The sequence below is a fragment of the Chromobacterium alkanivorans genome, assembly GCF_016937655.1.
GTDB classification, from domain to species: domain Bacteria; phylum Pseudomonadota; class Gammaproteobacteria; order Burkholderiales; family Chromobacteriaceae; genus Chromobacterium; species Chromobacterium alkanivorans.
This window is the reverse complement of record NZ_JAFHKL010000010.1, coordinates 86661-104165: the sequence shown is the minus strand read 5'-3', so window position 1 is coordinate 104165 and position 17505 is coordinate 86661. Positions and strand designations below refer to the sequence as shown.

The window sequence follows — 17505 nt, the reverse complement described above, 5'->3', positions numbered from 1 at the left end:
ATGTGAAAGCTGGTGCATGGTCTTGCTCCTTTCTGAGGTTTCAGGAATTCACGCCTGGAACACCCAGCACTTGAGCGTGCTGGGCTTCTTGGCGCCGTGGGTGTTGGCGTTGTAGTGGGCGTTGATGCTGCTGTTGACCGCCTTGATGTCCACGAACTTGCGGCTGCGGCTGGTCTTGAGCACTCGCTTGAGGTCGGCCAGCGGCGGCACCTTCTGCTTGCGATCGGTGGCCACTTCCAGGAAGTGGTTGAGGTTGATGGCGATCACGTTCGAATCGCGGCTGTGGTTGAGCACCGGCTGGCCATCTTCGTCGTCGCCGCTGCCGTCCAGGAACTCGAAGATTTCCCAGAACTCGGCCACCAGCGGGTGGTCGGCGTTGATGGTTTGCTGGCGTTCGGCGGCCATGTCCTCGATTTGCTTGTAGGCGGCGTTGTGCTGCTCTTCCGACAGCGGCACCACCAGGCTCAAGGCGTCCACCAGGGACATCAGCTGGGCGTGGTTCTTGGCGATACGGAAGTGCCGCACCGCAGGAAGGCTCAACAGGTGCTGTTCGTGCTGTGGGGTGTAGGTGTCCAGCGCATGCATGACTTGCTCTTCGGCTTTGCAGGCGTTCACCAGGAAGCCGGACAGGCTGTCCATGCTGGCGGTTTCCAGCTTGCCTGCCGCCTGCTTGCTGGCCTCGGTGTGGCCGGCGCGCTCGAAGTAGAGGTGGCAGATACGCTGCATGACGGCGTCGCTGGCGGCCACGGTGGCGTTCTGGCTGATGACGATGGCACCACGGAACGGCGGTTCGTAGGTTTCGTTGCCGCCGTTCTTCATGCCGCGTGAGCGCACGCTGCGGCCGTTGTACGCGGTCTTGAGTTCGTCCCAGTCAAAGTTCTTGGCCGGGCGGCCCTGGGCGCTGTCGGCGCTGTCGCGGTCGGACTCGATCAGCACCACCGGCAGGTTGGCCACCTGGGCGAAGTTGCGGGCCCGGGCGGCGGTGGTAGCCTTGGCCGGGTCGAAGCCTTCGTAGTCGCTGCGGCCGCAGAGCTTCCACAGGAATTCGATCAGGGTGGATTTACCGGCGCCGGCTTCGCCCACGATCTCAAGGAAGGGGTAGGACTTCTGGCGGTCGCGGATCTGCTCGGCAAACAGGCTGCCAAACCAGTAGGCCAGGGCCACGATGCCTCTGGCGCCAAAGCAGCGCCACAGATAGGCCAGCCATTCGGTGTGGAAGTCTTTGTCGTCGGTATTGAGGCGCAGCGCCACCGATTGCGACAGCGTCTTGATGGACAGCTTGCCCAGGTCGAAGAAGTCTTCTTCGTTGAGCGGCACCACCTTGCCGGCCTGGATGGCGATGTCGCCCCACACGTAGCAGCTGTGCTCTTTGCTGTAGCCGATATAGTCGATGGTCTGCACCGACTTGATGTTGTAGGTCCAGCGGGACAGCAAGCGGTCGAGCTGCTGCGCGTTGCCGGTCCACACCGCACCCGGCGCCATGGAGAGCAGGCGCTTCTTGAACTCGCTGGCGCTGGACAGCTGGCCGCCGGTGAGGGTGTTTTTTACCGCCGGGCCGTCGTGCGGGAAGTCCACACGGAAGTAGTACCAGGACTCGTCGGTGATGGTGTTCGACTGGAAATACAGCGGCGTCGGCAGGCAGTTGGCGATCTCGCTCACGTTGCCCGATTCCAGCAGCGCGCGTTCGCGGACTTCCTCGTCGGTCAGGTCTGGGTTCTTCTCTTTGACTTCGTCCTTGGTCTTGCCGAACTTTTCCAGATCCAGCTTGAACCAGTACATGCGGTTGTCGAAGTCGAACGGGAAGGTATTCCAGCCATTCCACATGTACATCAGCCCGGCTCTTTCGCTGGCGCTGGCAGCGGTGAGCAGGTCGCCGTGGTAGCGGTATTCCTTGACGTGCTTCTCTTGCAGGCGATCGACCAGGTGCAGGTCGTTCCAGTCCTGTTTCTTCTTACCCTTCTGCGGGATCTGCGCCGCTACGGCGTCCCAGCCCTCCTCGCGGGCGCGCTTTACGTACTTCTTGGTAAAGCTGCGGCCGGCCTTGTCGCCGTCGAAGCCGAAGACCAGGCGCGGCCGGGGACGGCCGTTCAGTTGCAGCAGCAGCGCGTCCAGCGCGGTGGAGGGGTAGTTGTTGGTCGTCAGCGTGGACACCGCCGCCATGCCTCTGTGCAGCAGCGCGATGGCGTCGAAGATGCCTTCCACGATCCACAATTCTTCGATGTCACCGAAAGCCAACGTCGGCGGCTGCCACCAGGTGCCGCCGTAGCTGCCACGGAAGGTGGCCTTGCGCTTACCAAAGCGGTGCGGGCGGTCGATGATGCGCTCCCAGTAGCCGATGCCCGGCAGGGCAAAGCGCACCGTGGCGCTGCCGATGTTCTTGTCGTGGTCGAAGTAGCTGTCTTGGGTGTACCAGCCGCGCACCATGTCCAGGGAGAAACCGCGCGCCTCTTTCATGTAGGCGTCGGCGGTGGCGCTGGGGTTTTCCGGCTGCGTGGGGAAGCGATCGCTCCAGCTTTCGAACAGGTCGTTGTACAGCTCTTTGACATGGTCTTCGAAGCCGCAGTGGTTGATGCGGTTGCAGCGCAGCACCCACGGATGTTCGGCGTGGGTGTACAGCTCCTTTTTGCCGCAGGATGGGCAGCGGCCTTGCTGCAGCCATTCGCCATGGCGCTTGAACTGGAAGTCTCGGTCCAGTCTGTCGGTAATGGCTTGATGGAGTTGTGCGTCCATTTCTCGTTTCCGTAGGCAAAGCGACCCCCTCACGGCCAAAAACAGGCTGTGAAGGCGGTGTTACGTTGTAGGGGTGTGGTTAGGGCAGCGGGTTAGCTGTCCAGCTCCAGCGGGATCTGGTCTCTATCCTCGCCAAGCCGTTCAGCCATCCGGATGGCGGCCAACTTTGCCCGGCTGGCTTGGGGCAGGCGCACTTGCGGGTTCGGCGTTGCCGATGGCGACAGGGTTTCGCGGTGTTCGCGGATAGCGGTGAAGGTGTGGCCGCAGGCGATGTTCGTGCACTGGAAGTATTCTTCCTGGCTGACAGGGGACAGCATGCGGCTGGATCGGGTGTGGGCGACAGCTCCGCAATGAGCGCATTTGGTTGCCATGCTTAGGATTCCTGCTTGCAGTAGATGCGGAAGGTCATCTGGTTGATTTGGGTCACCAGCTGACAGATATTGTTGCCGAGCTTTTCCAGCGTCCGGCGTTCTGTACGGTCCACCTTGTGGTCGGCAGTCGCTTCCCGATATTCGCGTGCCAGGGCGCCGACGCGGTCAAGCAGCTCGACGTACTTCTCCTGGATATCCACGTTGCCGAATTCGTTGGCCGGCGGCAGGGCGATGAACACGCCACCGCTGTCGCGTGCCAGCGCCTCGGCAAAATAGGTGGTGCCGCTGGCCGTCTGCATGGCCATGGCGCGCGCCACGCTCATCTGCTGGCCTTTGCGACAGTAGACACTGTTCTGCAGGCTGGTGACCGACGTGCTCAGCGCCTGCGCCATGGCCGCCCATCCGCCGTTGATGGCGCGGCACATCATCTGGTAGCTGCCCTTGATGTTGTCCACAATCTGTTCCCCGTTGTTTGTGGTGTTATCCATTTCCGTCGCGGTCTATCGTTACTTGAGGCCGCGCGATGCTTTGAAATGAGCCAGGCCGATCAGGTAGATGATGCGGACCATGCTGCTCATCGTTCGGTCTTCACGCTGGCTCAGTTCCTGCAGCTCGGCCTTTTCTTCCGGTGTGAAGCGAACGGCAACCGGCTTGTCGGATTGCATGCCCGTGGGGGCTCGGCGTTTTGGCGTAGTCATGGCGCTGGTATGATTGTGTAATTAGTGATTGCACAAACGGATTATTATCCGAATTCGAGTAGAGGTCAATGTCAGATACTCAAAAAAAGATAATTGGTGAGCGACTGTCGCAGGAACGCGCCAGATTCAGCTGGTCACAGACCGAGGCTGCAGAGCGTGCCGGCGTCGGTTTCAGCACCTATTGCGCCTACGAACAAGGGCGCAGCGTGCCGAATGCTGAGGCTTTGCAACAGTTGGCGGGCTACGGCGTGGACGTGCTGTTTGTGATCACCGGGCAGGCCACGGCGGGCACACTGACGCCGGACGAAATGATGCTGCTCGGGCACTGGCGCGATAGCCCGAACGAGGTCCGCTCGGCGATCCTCGGGTTTTACCGGTCGTATGCCAGCGCGTTGAGGGGGGAGTGATGCACTGGAAGAAATGTGCGGTCGCCGCTCTGGTAGGCCTGCTGGCGGGCTGCGGGGAACCTGCCGACCAGGTGACGGTGACAAAAGCCGAGTATGGCGAGCGCTGGCCGCTGAAGACGGACAAGGCGGTCTTGCATTGTGATCAGCCGGATGTGGCGTATGTCGACGTGGGCGGCAAGTGGTATGCCTTGAACGGCGGCGGCCTGCGGCAGGGGCTACCGCGCACCGACGAGATCCGCAAGGATCCTGACAATGTGAGCGTGGCCGACTTTATTGAGCTGGCTATTTCTATTTGCCAGAAGAACAAATGAGAAGAACATAATCATGCCGATAATGTCTCCCGAGCAGCTTAAAGAAGCCATATTAACAGGCGATGTTATTGCCTTTACGATTGATACTTCAATTTATAAGGCGCAGAACTTTGGATTTGAGGCCGGTTTGTTGGCAACTTTAGGCCAATTCAAGGATTCTGATATCAGATTCTTGATGGTTGATATGGTTCGCTACGAGGTTACAGAGCATTTGAAAGAAGAGGCGAAGCTTGTTAAGTCTCAATTTCAGAATGCCATGAAGCCTTTGTTGAATGCATGGGGCACAAGTAACGATTTAAGGAATCAAATTAAAAGCCTTGTTTTTGGCGAAGATACAGAGATGGCAAGAACTGAAAGCCGAGTTTCGACTTTTGAAGAGGGTACTGGCTCTGAATTTGTATGTGTTGCTGACCATGTCGAAAGTAAAGATATAGTTGAATTGTATTTCAACAAAACTCCTCCTTTTTCCGAAAGAAAAAAGGAGGAGTTCCCAGACGCCTTCACACTGAAGGCGCTTGATGGGTGGTCAGAATCAAATGGCGGGAAAGTTATCGCTATAGCCAAGGATGGCGATTGGAAACACTACTGTGAAAATTCGCCAAACCTGATCTACTTGGATGACCTGTCTCAGGCGTTGTCAATTCTTAACGTAAATGCGAATGACGCTGTTGCTCTTGTTAAGCGCCTTATCTCTGAAGGTGCTTTTGGGGATTTTACAGAATATCTGTGCGGCGAAATGAACAGTGAGACCTATAAGATAACGGCCCATGTTGATGCAAGTTCATATTTGCACTTCGAAGAAGAGCTGGATGAGATAACTTTTGAAAATATCAAGCAGGATGTTGATGCTATCCTAGAAAGATTTGAAGCGGTAGAACTTAGTGGCGGTCAACTTGTGGTGGCTGCTAATGTGACTTGTGGTGTAAGAGCAAATTTTTCTGTTTCATTTGATGCGTGGGATGGCATTGACCGAGAGTACTTGTCAGTTGGGAGCGATGAGTATGAGTCAACTCTTGAAACTGATTTTGAGCTGTTGATCAAGTTCTCACTAGATGATGGTGATGTAGATATCGCTGGGGTGGAGCTAATTTCTAGGTATTTGACTTTTTATCTTGGAGAGATTTCACCATTTAATTCTGATGATGAAGATTATTATGAATTTGGTTAACTAAAGTTTCATAGGTATCCAGAAGTGAAAAGGTTAGCGCCCGTTTTCAGGGCGCTTTTTCATTGCTGTGGCGGTGTAAATGTCAGATTCTAATCCTTCAAATCCTCCAGCTTCATCTCGAACTCCAGCGCCGTGGTGTAGCCGCTGTCGTTGAGCGTGTGCGTCACCTTGCTGATGATCCAGCCACAGGCGTCGATGATCGGCTTGAAGCCCTGCACCTTGGCCGGCAGCTCGGGGAACAGCTCGGGCCGGCCGGTGGCCAGCACGATGCTGAACTCGGCGACGCCGCGCTGCAGCTTCTCCCATGCCGCCTTGGCGCCCTGCAGGGCGGTGGCTTCGCTCGCGTAGATGTGGCGCAGCACCTTGATGTTGGCCGCGCTCGGCTCGATCGCCTTCTGTTGCACAGCGGTCAGGTGCTTGCGCTTGGTCGGCCGGCCGCGCTTACCGACGCGCGAGCGGCGCTCGAACTTGGTGTTGGCGTCGACGATGACCTCCCCTTGCGTGCCACGGTCGAGGTTGTGCCAGCACGCTTTGACGGCGGTATAGGCGTCCCGGTCGGCGGCGCTGAAGTGGTGCTGGTCGCCGCTACTGCGCTTGACCAGCGCAGTGGGGAAGGGCTTGCCTGTCACTGACTCGGCCTCGCCGGCCTTGCAGAAGATCAGCCGACCGTTCTTGACCGTGGCAACGGCATCGTACTGATGCGCCAGGCGCGTGAGCAGGTTGGCGTCGCTCTCGTTGGTTTGGTCGATGTGGTCGACCGGCTTCTTGGCCAGCCATGCCGGAATCGCCGGCTTAAGGCCGTTGGCCTTGGCGATGGCCTCGACCACCTTGCCGATGGTGGTCTTGTGCCAGCTGCGCTCCTTCTTGGTAGTGAGGCCGGCGCGCAGGTCGGTGGCGCGCGCGCGCAGGGTGAGCCGATCGGGGGCGCCGCGGTGCTCGATCTCGTCGACGATGTAGGTGCCCTTGTCGACCAGCGGCTTGCCCTTCCAGCCGATAGCGAGCTGCAGCTTGGCACCACGCGGCGGGATTTCGAGCTTGCCGTCGGCGTCGTCAAGCTCGAGGTCGAGCTGGTCAGCTTCGAAGCCCTTGTTGTCGGTCAGCGTGAGACAGATCAGCCGCCCCTGCAGCCTGGAGGTGATGTTCTTGCCGTTGACGCTGATCTGGTAGGCTGGCGCCTGTAGCGCGCTCAGGCCGAGCGCCCCGGCTAAGCCGTCGGCCAGTTGGCTTACGCCACCGGCGGCGGCGTTGTACGCGGACGTGCCAGTGCTCACGACGTCATCAAGGAAACCGCTCATTTGATCAGTTCCAGTACGCCACGGGTGATGGCGCCGAGCGCATCAAGCAGGCTGCTGTCGGTACGCTTGAGCGTGATGGTGAAGTCAATGCGGCGTGCCTTGCCGTCGCTGAAAAAGTCGGTGCGCGTGGTGTCGATGCTCTCGACGGCATAGAAGCCGTAAATATTGCCGGTGCCCTCGAGCAACGGCCAGGACTTGCCCTGGTCGGCCATTAGCTTGAGCAGCGAGAGCGCGGTGTCGCCGCCGGTCAGTTCGGGCAGCAGCACGCCGGACAGCGTAATGGTCTCTTCGTCCGGGCCGAGGAATTGATAGGTGGGCCGCAGCCCGACGCGGCTGTTGCTGGGCAGCCGCCACTTGAACTGCTGCTGCAGCTGCTGGTAGGGCACGGTTTCGAGCATGAACACGAACAGGCCGAGGGCCATCATGGGTAAGCCGAGCATGGTCAATCCTTATCGGTGAGGCGGCTGCGGCCGCGTGCGGTGTTCTGGCGCTGGATGCGCTCCACTTCGCGCGCCACCAGCTGCGCGAGCTGCTGCTCGTTCATGCCTGGTGCCGCGTGGATAGTGATGCTAATCGGCACCGCCGCGCTGGCGGCCGGTGCGGCGCGCTGGGCGCTGATCGGGGCGCGGTTGTCGATCGGCACCGAGCCAGCCATGGCGCCACCGGCCGACAGGGCGAGGCCGGCGCCGGCGGCGGTGAGCTTCTTGGCCATGCTGGTCACGGCACCGAGCGGGCCGGCCTGGTTGTTGGTGATGCCCTGGTGCAGCCCGGCCATGGTGAAGCCGCCCAGCTCGGCAAATACGCGGCTCGGGCTATGGATGCCGAGCTTTTCCTTGAACCAGCTGATCGTCGAATCGCCGGCCGAGGTGATGGCGTTCTTCACGCTGGACAGGCCGCTGGTGATGCCGTTGACCAGGCCTTGCATGATCTGGCTGCCAAGGGTCATGAACTTGCCGGGCAGGCTGAGGAACCAGTTGAAGGCGGCCGTGGCGTTGGTCTTGATCCACTCCCAGCCGGTAGCGAAGGCCTGCTTGATGGCTGCCCACAGCGCGGCGAACTTCGGGCCGAGCGTGTCCCAGTTGCGCCAGATCAGGTAGGCGCCCACGGCGATGGCGGTGATCACCAGGCCGATCGGGTTCATCAGGAACACGCGACCGAGCCACATCATGACTCTGCCGATCATGCCGAGCGCGCTGCCAATCTTGCCGATGATGCCGATGCCGCTGGTCATTGCGATCTGAGCGGAGACCATGGCAAAGCGCCAAGCGATGAAAGGCCCGGCAAGCCCGGCGACTGCAAGCATGAGGCTACCAACAGTAGCCAGCACGATGGCGGTGGCCGCGCCGATCTTCACCAGCGTGGCGGTCAGCTCCGGGTTGGCCTTGGTCCAGGTGGTGACCTTGTCGACTACCTGGCCGATTAGCCCCATGGTCTGCATCAGCGCCGGCCGCAGCGTCTGGCCCAGCGCGGCCGACTGGTTGAACAGCTTGTTCTGGCTCATCTGCCATTGCGCCGACAGCGTGTCTTTGCGCGCTGCGCCCTCGCGGTCCATCGAGCCCTTGGCCTTGGCGTCGCGCGTGAGCTGCAGCTCGCGCCGGTATTCCTGCAGATTGTTGGCCAGCTTGGCCGCGTCGTCGCCGTACTCCTTGCCGAACAGCTCGGTGGTCACGCCGATCTGCTTGTCCTTGGGCAGTTTGTTGACGGCCTCGAGTACCTTCTGGATGGTGGCGGTGGCATCGGTCGCCATGCCCTTCTGCACGGACTTCGCGTCCAGCCCGATCGCCTTGAGGCCTTTCTGGAAGCGCTTGGGCTGCTGGGTGGCGATCGCCAGTTCGCGGATCATGGCGTTGGTGGCGGTGGCGGCGATCTCGGCCGAGGATCCAAGCGACAGGAAGGTGGAGCCGAGCGCGGCCGCGTCGCGGTAGCTCATGCCCACCTGGGTGGTGACGCCGGCGATGCGCTGCATCACGTTGATGATGTCCGAGCCCTTGGACTGCGCGTTGTCGTCCAGGTAGTTGATCACGTCGCCGAGCTGGCTGATGTCCTTGATCGGCACCTTGTACAGGTTGGCGATCTTGCCCATGCTCTCGCCGATCTGCTCGGCCGGCAAGTCAAACGCGATGGCGGCGATGGCGGCGGTTTTGGCGAACGCCAGCAGGTTTTCCTTGCCCTGCACGCCCATGCGCGCACCGCCCTCGACCAGGGCGGCCAGCTCGGTGGTGGCCATCGGGATTTGCGTGGCCATCGCCTTGATGGCGTCGCCCATCTCGTAATAGGTGCGGGTCAGCTTGCCGTTGGCGTCACGCGCGCCGTCCACCTGGCGAGCCACGCCGAGCATCGCGTCCTCAAAGCTGCTGTAGTCACGGATCATCTTGACGATCGGCAACCCGACGGCGGTGCCGGCCGCGGTGGTGGCCGCGCCGGCGCCGGCGACGCGGTCACGATTCTCCAGCGACTGCTCGTAGCTGCTGCGCGCTGCGCGTTGCCGGTTCTGGCGTTCGCTGATTTTCTTGAGCTCGGTCTCCTGGCGGCGCATCGCGGCGGTGGCGGCGTCGATCTTGCCGGCCAGGTCGCGCTCGTGCTGGCCGAGTTTGGCCACGCTGACGCCGTTGGCCTCGAGCGCGGACTTGGCCGCCTTGGCGGCGTCGATCTTCTTGCGGTTGGCCAGGGTGAGCTTTTCGACGGCGATCTCGGCGCCCTTGAGCTTGCGCGTCATCGCCTCGGTGGGCGGGCCGAGCGCTGCCATCTGCTCTTGCATCTGCTTGAGCTTCTGGCGCGCGCCGGCCAGCTTTTCGCCGGTCTCCTTGGCGTCCTTGGTGAGCTGGCGGAAGGCGGTGACGCCGGCCTGCGCCTGGTTGAGCTCCTTGAGTCGGTCCTTGGTCTCTTTCAGCTGCTTGGACAGCCCTTGCGAGCTGCCCATCACCGTCTTGATCGGGCGCGTGGCCTTGTCGATCGCCGACAGGATCACTTCCAGCTTCAGGTTCCGCACGCTGCTCATTCTTCGTTTGCTCCGCTTCGTTGCCTGGCGCGCTCGCGCCATTCCATCAGTTCAACCAGGGTGAGGACGTCCAATGCCGCCGGCGTCCAGTGAAAGATCGCGGCGATGTCTGCCTGGGCGTCCTCTACTCGGCCTGGAATGCCTCCGGCTTCATGCCCTTCGGCAGCAAAAAACCGGACACCTCGGTGCCGAGCTGCAGCAGGTCGGCCGGATCCATGCGGCCGACTTCCTGTTCGGTCAGCGTGGGGGTGGTGATGCGCGGCAGTACGCGCTGCAGCGCGGCGACGTCCATCTGCAGCAGGTCGGTCAGGTTGCAGCCGCGCAGCTCGCCGGCGGCCGGCTTGCGCAGGGTGAGGATGGTGATGGTTTCATCGCCGCGCTTGATCGGGGTGTCGAGGGTGATGGTTTTGTTGGTGCTCATGTTGGGGCTCCGTTTATCAAGTTCGCTTGAGTGCGTGGACGGTGGAATCAGGGTTTGTGGGGCGCCAACTTGATGAAAGTATCAAGTTGGCTTGAGGTCACAGGCCGACGTTCTTGCGGTGGGCGGCGAGGCGATCGACGCCCATCACGTTGAAGATCTTGTGCACGACGTCGATCTCGAGCCAGACCTTGCCGTTGACGGTCTGCTTGTAATAGGTGCAGTCGGTCTTGACCTTCCAGTTGCCGTTATCACCGGCCTTGGCGTCGCCCTGGTCGAACTCGTTATGGCGGCCGCGCACGATGATCTCGACTGCTTGGTCGGTGCCGCTGCCTTCCTCGCTGTAGGAGCCGGCGAAGCGCAGCATGGCGGCGTCGTGCTTCTCGGCGCCGAAGGTGGCGACGATCTCCTCGATCGGGCCGTTGTAGGTGTGCTCGATCTCGATCGACTCGATCGCCTTCAGCAGCTTGACCGGGCCGAGCATGCCGGCGCCGGTGTAGTCCTCGGTCTTCATGGCGATCTTGGGCAACTTGAGCTCAAGCGCCTGGTCGACGAAGCTGACGCCGTCGATGAACACGTTGAACAGCCGCAGGGTGCGGGGTAGTGCCATGGTGTGGTCCTTTCGTGGGCCGCCCTGGTGCGTGACCTGGGCGGCGGATCAGAGGGGAATTAGGCGGCGTTGACCTTGGCGGCGAAGTCCACCAGGTAACGGTCGGTGATGCGCTGGCGCAGCATGAGGTTTTCCAGCGGCGGCACCGGCGTGTAGTCGTAGTCGATGTACGCCTTGCCCGACTTGAGGGTGTCCTTGTCGTTCGCGTCGGCGTCGAACCAGGCGTTGAAGCCGAGCAAGTAGCCGTCGGTCACCAGTTGGCGGCCCTTGGCATTCAGCCCTTCGACGATGTCGCGGATCAGGGTCGGGTGCATCGGCTTATCCACTGCCCAGAAATGCGCCTCGGCCATCGTGTCCGCCAGTACCTGGGCGGTGCGGGTGTAGTTCTCGAACGCGAACAGCGGATCGGCCGAGCAGGTGCGAGAGCCCCAGAAGCGGAAGCCGTCGCGGCGGATCAGCGTCGTGACGTTGGCGGCGTTGAGGTAGCCGGCGTCGGTGGCCGGTTCCTGCAGATCCCAATACACGTCGCGGCTGATGCCCTGCACGCCTTCCACCGGCACGTTGGACAAGGTCTTGTGCCAGCCCTCGCTTTCGTCGATGTAAGCGCGCAGGCCGAGCGCGCGGGCGGTGGCGTAGGCGATGGTTTCGGCGTTGGTGGTGGTGTCCCAGTTGACGAAGTCCGGCCAGATCACCATGACTTCGCGCTGGCCGAAGTTTTCCTTGTAGGTGGTGGCCTCTTCCTTGGTCTTGCAGTTCCAGGCTGCCACGTAGGCGAACGCGCGCAGCTTTTTGGCGATGCTGGCCAGCTCGGTGGCCACGGCCAGGTTGTCGAAGCCGGGCACGCCCAGGATGCGCGGCTTGACGTTCAGCTTTGTCTGGGCCGCCAGCAGCGCCTTCATGCCGGTCAGCTTGCCTTCGGTGGTGGTGGTGCCGATCAGGTTGCTGGTTTGCGTCGCGTCGTCGGCGCCTTTCTTGGCGCGCACCACCACAACCAGCGGCTTGGCCTGGTCGGCGATCGCGTCCAGCGCGGCGGCCAGCGTGCCCTGGGTGCCGGCCTTGCCGATGGCGGCGTTGACGTCGGTGATCAGGACCGGGGTGTCTTCGGGGAAGGTGGTGGCGTCGGCATCGTCCGCGACCGCCACCAGGCCGATCACGGCGGTGGAGACGGTGCGGATGGTGCGCGTGCCCTCGTTGATTTCGAGGACGCGGACACCGTGGTGGTAATCGGTAGGCATGCTTTTCTCCGGAGTGAGGTTGCATGCCGAGTGTGCCGCGCGGGTGCGTGAGGGTCAGCGAGGGCTTGTTGTGTCGGTGGCGGATACAACCTTAACCGGCTAGTTTGATAAAAAACACAGGACCACCGAATGCATCACCCGTCTGCTGCCGCCATTCACGCTCTGGTGGAGGCGGTAGACGCAAGCGATATGCACCTGGTGTTGCAGCGTGTTGGTGAAAAGTCCGATGTTCTGGTCGGCGTGGACGCCCAGGCAATGGCGCAGGCACTGCTGGCGCTGCTGAAGCAGGCTGCTGATGCCAATGTCCAGGCGGAGCGCGTGGCGCTGAAGCTGACGCGGCGGGAGCGGGAAGTGGCCGGCCTGCTGGTCGTTGGCATGAGCAATGCAAACATGGCACTTGAGCTCGGGTGTACCGAGCGGACGGTGCGGGCGCACCTGGAGAACATGCAACGCAAGACCGGCGCGGCCAATCGCACCGCCCTGCTTTCGGTGGTCAGAGGGCTAAATATTGGCTTTTCCGCCAATATCGGAGGCGGAAATATTCGTTAACAATATACCAATCGCGTTTCCTTAAGAAATCCTTAACGATGTTGGAAAGTCAGAAAGCCCGGAGCGAGGCTCAAATCCTCAATCCCCTGGTGGGAAAATCCACCGTCGACACGATTGAAAACCTCTGCCAGTGCCTGGACAAGCTGGGTGTCTCGATGTCCAGTCAGCACGGTGACAACTCTATCTTCTTTTTCTGTAGCAGCGTGGCGGCTGCCCTGAAGTTCGAAGCGGGTCAGCTCAAAAATCAGGGCAAGCCGGCCTCTGTTAGAACAATCCCCCCAGTGCGTCTGGCGTCCGGTTCGTGATCATCAGGCTAGGCCGTCTGTCGTTCGAGCACATGTAATGCCTTCTGGTGAATGGTCGGATCGATTTCGCTTCCTATTGCCGGCCGCGCCGTGTTTCTTGCCGCCAGCAGCGTGGAGCCGCCGCCGGCGAACGGATCCAGCACCAAGCCACCAGGGCCAGCAAGGGCGACCAGTTCTTCCAGTAGCTCCACCGGCTTGGCCGTGATATGGAAAGCGCCCCGGGGCTTGGGCTGATTGAACACGCCGCGGACGTACACGTCGCGTTCCTGGCTGAGCTTGTCCTTGCTGGCCCATACGATGAATTCCGCTTGCTGCTTCATGCCTCCCTTGCGCGGCCGGCTGTGAGCGTTGCCTTTGTCCCATACGGCCACGCCCTGCCACAGGAAGCCAGCCATCTGGATGGCATCGGACAGGGTCGGCAGTTGGCGCCAGTCGATGAAAATGGCGATGACTGCACCGGGCTTCATGACACGGTGACACTCGGTCAGCCACTCCACGCACCAACGGCACCAGCTGCGCTGGTCCTTGTTGTCGTGGGCAAAGTCGTGGCTGTTCTGGCGGCCGTTCTCCAGGTACTTGGTGGATGGGGGCTGTTTGCGGGTGGTGGCGTGGAGGCCGCCCGACGAATAAGGCGGGTCGGTCAGCACCAAGTCCACGCTGTCAGGCGCGAGAGTCGGCAGGAGTTTGAGGCAGTCGACGTTGTACAGCTGTTGCATGTTGTTTCCCTTGCTTGACGCTCGCGGCGTTCGCAGTGGGAGGCTCTGCGGCCTTCAGGGTGTTATATGCCCTACAGCGTGGGCACTTGATGGTGATCTCGATGTATCGGCCTTCGGCCAGCTTGCGCTGGCAGTGGCCGCAGCGAATGTCTTGCATGGGTGAGCCTCGGGTGTAATGGCTTTGGCTCACTGGTCTAGTCAGTGGGTTGAAGGGGCCGGCCGGGTGGTGGAACACCTGGCCGGCTATTTCTTAGTTTGCCTGATGGATCATTAGGGGTTTACACACAACTTGGCGCGCAGCGCTGTCTTCTCGTCCTCGATCGCCTGCAGGCGCTGGAGGGTATCGGCCGGCAACTTCTCGCCGGCCGCCGCCAGCGCGAGGATGGCCTCGAGCATCGTTCGCATAGACTTGCTGTCCAACTCCGCCAACTGAGCCTTGATTTCGGCGTTTTGCCGCGATGGCGGGTTTTTAAACGTTAGATAGCGCGGATCGGTATCGTCTATTTCTCCTTGATTTGGGTAGTCAGTAGGGTCTTGCGGGCAGGAGAATGCGCAGATGATGGTCGTCTCGGCCGCATCCGAGAATTGAACGTAGGCTTTAGTCATGATCAGAATGAGTACCCAGAAATGAAGATGTTTACGCTGCCGTTGGCTTGCTTGTAGTAGAGAGTCTGCGCAGTAATCATCGGCAGATTGGAAAACGAAGCAGCAGGCCCGTACGAACTAGACGTATTACCTGCAAATATTTTTTCTGCTAGCCCCGTACCACTGGCTGCTATATAGGCCATCCCAGAGCCAGTACCATTCAGGGAGGCATAACCCTCGCAGCTTCTTGCATTCTTCGGAACCGCGCTCGCAATTGATAAAGAGGTGTAGCTGGTCGCCGCACCAGCGGAAATCACTTGGAGCACAGCGGGCGAAATCAGCCGATCTATTTGATAACCAACGACGAACTGACCGCTGCTGTTAGTCGGCCATACACCAATAAGCGCGCTGGCGGTATAACCGGCCGGCATGTTCGCGCCGCCATAAATATTTCCGACCACGCTTGACGTAGCATTCGTAGCCAGGATGTTGGCGGTGCCAGTCGTCGTGTTGTAGATCGCATAGAGTGCAACAAAGCCAGAGACCGGCGCGCTACCAGTGTCCATACCGCCGACGCCGGCCGTCGCCAGGTTAATAGTCTTGCTGAAATTGGCTAGCTGATAGGCCGTACCACCCAGCGCAGACTCCACAACGATTTCGTCAGCAGAAAACATTGCCGAAGCGCTTGCTGCCGTGACCGACATCAGCGCATTACGCATAGTGCCAACGACAGACATTTTCGGAGTAGGCAACGGATCCAGCACAACCGCATCCGCGCCGTCATACTCGATGTCCGCCAGTTGGCCAGCGGCCAGAATGGCAGCAATCTTGTTGCCCTGCGCGTCGTATTGCTTCAGGTTGACCGCGCCCTGCCCGGAGATGTTGATGGTCGGGTTGGAGCCGCTCGCCACATGGAATTTGGCACGGAAGCGCAGATTTGGAGCATATGCCTGAATTGCGGGCGACGGCGTGAGCGTGTACGCCGTCGCTGTGCCGGCGGTAGCAAACGCTGTAACGCCCTGCGCCTGGATCTGACCAGCGTTTACGGCGTGCTTGCCCTGTGTTGCATCAGCCACGTTGAACTGTTGAGCGGCATCACCACCAACCGCCGCCGAATCGGTAATGCCATAGCCAGCACGGGTTGTCGGCTTACCGCTGACGATCTTGCCCCAATCTAGGGAGGGGATGTCGTCAGCTACCAGCGCGCCACCACCAACCGTCCGTCCATAAGTATCTACCGTTACCTTTGCATACACACCTGGGATGACCACGCCGGCGCCGAGGGAAATAGTCGGATTACCACTGACGCCATCCCCATTAGAGACGCTGATGCCAGTGCCACCAGTCAGCTTACGCGCGGCTACGGTGCCGGTACCGGTGCTAGCGTACAGCCCGACAGTATTTATATTCGCTATGGCCGTTAGGCTAGGGCTGATCGGCTGTACAGCTTCCGCCAGTTGCTTTTTCAAAAACTCAGTTCGCTCAAGCAGCTCGAGCGGCGCTCGGTTCAGCGGGCCGCCGTCGCCACCGAGCAAGCGCTCGACCACCTCGAAGCGGGTCACGTCGGGCCAGCCTGGATTGGCCGGCGAGTTCAGTTTGGTCATGGGTTCACTACTCCAGCGGTATAGGCGCCATCGGCGATGGCAAAACCGTTTGCAATCAGGGAAGCGCCGGTAAAGTCGATGCCCCACAGCACGCTGCGCGCCGGCGCGACGTCTGCCAGTACGGCGCGCGCTGTGTTGGCCTGCTCGACCGACAGCAGCTTGTCGATCTGCACCCTGTACTCGACCCAGCCGTCCGGGTCACCGGCGGTGCCGAAGCCGTCGGCCGTCAGCGTGCCGTCCGCGATGTAGTGGTTGTTCCCTTCCTGGATCACTACCTCACCGAGGCCGAGCGCGCGGAACACGTCGCGCACGGCCGAGACGGTGCCCTTGCGGCGGTGCACGCTGATCGACTGGCGGATCAGCTCGCGTTGCTGTTCTTCGTTGATGGCCGCGTCGAAGCCCTCGACTGAGCGTTCCCATGCCAACCAGGGCAGCAGCGCGACCGGGCAGCGGGACGAGTCGGACGTCCAGCGCAGCGCCGTCGGGTTGAGCGCCAGCGTGGTGGCGTCGGCCAGCGCGGCCTCGAGCGGGGTGCGGTTGGGCGGCAGTAGGGCGCGGCTCATGCTTTATCCAGCGTGATGGCGGTGCACAGCGGGAACTCGCCGACGCCCTGCGCGATGGTCGTGAGCGGGGACAGCAGCGTCACGTCGTGCACGCCGGCCACCTTCAGCGCGGCGATCAGCGCCGAGGTCGGCAGGCCGGACGGTTTCTGCCCGGTGCCGAGCTTCTTGGCTTTGGCGAGCAGGGCATCCAGGCGGGTGCGGGCCGCATCGAGGCCGCCCGACAGGGCTTCGCCTCCCTCTTCGAACTCGAGCAGCGCCGACACGGCGAACGGCGCCGGCGTGCCGGCGGCGGCGGTGACGGTATCGTTCAGCGGCCGCACGGTCTCGGCCGATAGTGCGGCGGTGACGGTGTCGAGCAGCGCTTGGTCGGGCACGCCGTCGCCGCGCGCGTCGAGCAGCCAGACGCGCACCTCGCCAGGGGCGGGCGAATCTTCACGTTGCGGGCCGAAGGCACGTGAGTCGATATAGGCATCGGCGACGTTGGCCGAGGCCGACAGGGTGTGGAACAAATAGGCGCCACGGCTGCCGGCGACGGTGGTGCCCTCCATCGCCATCTGGGTGCGCAGGCGCAGGCGGTCGTCGCTCTCCCATACGGCCTCGACCGGCGGGTTGGCATCTGGGTCGGCCGGGGTGACCAGCAAGCGGGTGACGTTGTAGTCGGCCGCCTTGTTGTCGAGGTCGGTTTTTTCGGCGTAGGCCAGCATGGTGGCCTTGGCCGCCTCGTTGATGCGCTGGCGCAGGATCAGCTCGGTGTAGGCGTTCTCCTGCAGCAGGATGGTCAGCGGCTCGGTTTCCAACTCCAGGGTGGCGGCGATGGCGTCGCGGATGTCGGCCGGCACGACGGCGATCAGGCGTTGCTTGCGCGTCAACAGCAGCGCCTCGTAGTCGATTTCCTCGACTACCGCCGGGGCTGGCAGCAGGGTGATATCGATGGTCATGGCG

The 17505-nt window shown here is 61.4% G+C and carries 22 protein-coding genes; 5 read left to right on the top strand and 17 right to left on the bottom strand.

Annotation, left to right across the window (positions count from 1 at the left end; translation table 11 throughout):
• Positions 1–48: 48 nt before the first annotated feature.
• From JW897_RS17865 to JW897_RS17850, 4 genes are all read right to left on the bottom strand, one after another.
• Positions 49–2730: a toprim domain-containing protein gene (locus JW897_RS17865; protein WP_205467141.1), complete on the bottom strand. Its 2682-nt coding sequence runs from the start codon at positions 2728–2730 to the stop codon at positions 49–51.
• A 92-nt stretch (positions 2731–2822) separates the two neighbouring features.
• Positions 2823–3101, bottom strand: a complete 279-nt coding sequence (locus JW897_RS17860) for an Ogr/Delta-like zinc finger protein (protein WP_205467140.1) — start codon at positions 3099–3101, stop codon at positions 2823–2825.
• A gap of 2 nt (positions 3102–3103) precedes the next feature.
• A complete protein-coding gene (locus JW897_RS17855) occupies positions 3104–3589 on the bottom strand; it encodes a YmfL family putative regulatory protein (protein WP_205467139.1) in 486 nt (161 codons plus the stop codon).
• An 18-nt stretch (positions 3590–3607) separates the two neighbouring features.
• On the bottom strand, positions 3608–3766 hold the full coding sequence (locus JW897_RS17850; RefSeq protein ID WP_205467138.1) for a hypothetical protein: 159 nt from the start codon (positions 3764–3766) through the stop codon (positions 3608–3610).
• Positions 3767–3867: 101 nt separating this feature from the next.
• Here JW897_RS17850 and JW897_RS17845 point away from each other — a divergent pair, with 101 nt between their 5' ends.
• Genes JW897_RS17845 through JW897_RS17835 form a run of 3 tightly spaced genes read left to right on the top strand, consistent with a single transcriptional unit; the run spans position 3868 to position 5685 of the window.
• A complete protein-coding gene (locus JW897_RS17845) occupies positions 3868–4206 on the top strand; it encodes a helix-turn-helix domain-containing protein (RefSeq protein ID WP_205467137.1) in 339 nt (112 codons plus the stop codon).
• Positions 4206–4517 carry a DUF2511 domain-containing protein gene (locus tag JW897_RS17840; RefSeq protein WP_205467136.1) on the top strand — a complete coding sequence of 104 codons (312 nt, stop codon included), beginning with the start codon at positions 4206–4208 and terminating at the stop codon, positions 4515–4517. The genes JW897_RS17845 and JW897_RS17840 overlap by 1 nt, the downstream gene beginning before the upstream one ends.
• A 13-nt stretch (positions 4518–4530) precedes the next feature.
• Complete coding sequence (locus JW897_RS17835) at positions 4531–5685, top strand: PIN domain-containing protein (protein WP_205467135.1); 1155 nt, start codon at positions 4531–4533, stop codon at positions 5683–5685.
• 89 nt (positions 5686–5774) lie between these two features.
• Here the strand turns inward: JW897_RS17835 and JW897_RS17830 are convergent, their stop codons facing one another.
• The 7 genes from JW897_RS17830 to JW897_RS17800 form a co-directional block, all read right to left on the bottom strand.
• Positions 5775–6980, bottom strand: a complete 1206-nt coding sequence (locus tag JW897_RS17830) for a phage late control D family protein (RefSeq protein WP_205467134.1) — start codon at positions 6978–6980, stop codon at positions 5775–5777.
• A complete protein-coding gene (locus JW897_RS17825) occupies positions 6977–7420 on the bottom strand; it encodes a phage tail protein (protein WP_205467133.1) in 444 nt (147 codons plus the stop codon). Before JW897_RS17825 ends, JW897_RS17830 begins: the two co-directional genes overlap by 4 nt.
• Positions 7421–7422: 2 nt before the next feature.
• Entirely contained in the window at positions 7423–9978 is a 2556-nt protein-coding gene (locus JW897_RS17820; protein WP_205467132.1) for a phage tail tape measure protein, read from the bottom strand.
• Positions 9975–10085 carry a GpE family phage tail protein gene (locus JW897_RS17815; RefSeq protein ID WP_420837271.1) on the bottom strand — a complete coding sequence of 37 codons (111 nt, stop codon included), beginning with the start codon at positions 10083–10085 and terminating at the stop codon, positions 9975–9977. The genes JW897_RS17820 and JW897_RS17815 overlap by 4 nt, the downstream gene beginning before the upstream one ends.
• A 17-nt stretch (positions 10086–10102) precedes the next feature.
• Complete coding sequence (locus JW897_RS17810; RefSeq protein WP_205467131.1) at positions 10103–10399, bottom strand: phage tail assembly protein; 297 nt, start codon at positions 10397–10399, stop codon at positions 10103–10105.
• Positions 10400–10496: 97 nt separating this feature from the next.
• Positions 10497–11006 carry a phage major tail tube protein gene (locus JW897_RS17805; RefSeq protein WP_205467130.1) on the bottom strand — a complete coding sequence of 170 codons (510 nt, stop codon included), beginning with the start codon at positions 11004–11006 and terminating at the stop codon, positions 10497–10499.
• A gap of 59 nt (positions 11007–11065) precedes the next feature.
• Complete coding sequence (locus tag JW897_RS17800; protein ID WP_205467129.1) at positions 11066–12241, bottom strand: phage tail sheath protein; 1176 nt, start codon at positions 12239–12241, stop codon at positions 11066–11068.
• Positions 12242–12370: 129 nt separating this feature from the next.
• On the opposite strand from JW897_RS17800, the gene JW897_RS17795 reads away from it, so the two are divergent.
• Together JW897_RS17795 and JW897_RS17790 are read left to right on the top strand one after the other, a co-directional pair.
• Positions 12371–12790 carry a helix-turn-helix domain-containing protein gene (locus JW897_RS17795; RefSeq protein WP_205467128.1) on the top strand — a complete coding sequence of 140 codons (420 nt, stop codon included), beginning with the start codon at positions 12371–12373 and terminating at the stop codon, positions 12788–12790.
• A gap of 38 nt (positions 12791–12828) precedes the next feature.
• Positions 12829–13095 carry a hypothetical protein gene (locus JW897_RS17790; RefSeq protein WP_205467127.1) on the top strand — a complete coding sequence of 89 codons (267 nt, stop codon included), beginning with the start codon at positions 12829–12831 and terminating at the stop codon, positions 13093–13095.
• A gap of 8 nt (positions 13096–13103) precedes the next feature.
• Here the strand turns inward: JW897_RS17790 and JW897_RS17785 are convergent, their stop codons facing one another.
• The 6 genes from JW897_RS17785 to JW897_RS17760 form a co-directional block, all read right to left on the bottom strand.
• Entirely contained in the window at positions 13104–13811 is a 708-nt protein-coding gene (locus JW897_RS17785) for a DNA-methyltransferase (protein WP_205467126.1), read from the bottom strand.
• Positions 13756–13968 (bottom strand): Com family DNA-binding transcriptional regulator, encoded by a 213-nt coding sequence (locus JW897_RS17780; protein WP_205467125.1) that lies wholly within the window; start codon positions 13966–13968, stop codon positions 13756–13758. The genes JW897_RS17785 and JW897_RS17780 overlap by 56 nt, the downstream gene beginning before the upstream one ends.
• Positions 13969–14081: 113 nt before the next feature.
• Entirely contained in the window at positions 14082–14417 is a 336-nt protein-coding gene (locus tag JW897_RS17775) for a hypothetical protein (protein ID WP_205467124.1), read from the bottom strand.
• 2 nt (positions 14418–14419) lie between these two features.
• Positions 14420–16000 (bottom strand): hypothetical protein, encoded by a 1581-nt coding sequence (locus JW897_RS17770; RefSeq protein WP_205467123.1) that lies wholly within the window; start codon positions 15998–16000, stop codon positions 14420–14422.
• Positions 15997–16563 (bottom strand): phage tail protein I, encoded by a 567-nt coding sequence (locus JW897_RS17765; protein ID WP_205467122.1) that lies wholly within the window; start codon positions 16561–16563, stop codon positions 15997–15999. Before JW897_RS17765 ends, JW897_RS17770 begins: the two co-directional genes overlap by 4 nt.
• Entirely contained in the window at positions 16560–17501 is a 942-nt protein-coding gene (locus JW897_RS17760; RefSeq protein ID WP_205467121.1) for a baseplate assembly protein, read from the bottom strand. Before JW897_RS17760 ends, JW897_RS17765 begins: the two co-directional genes overlap by 4 nt.
• Positions 17502–17505 lie beyond the last annotated feature (4 nt).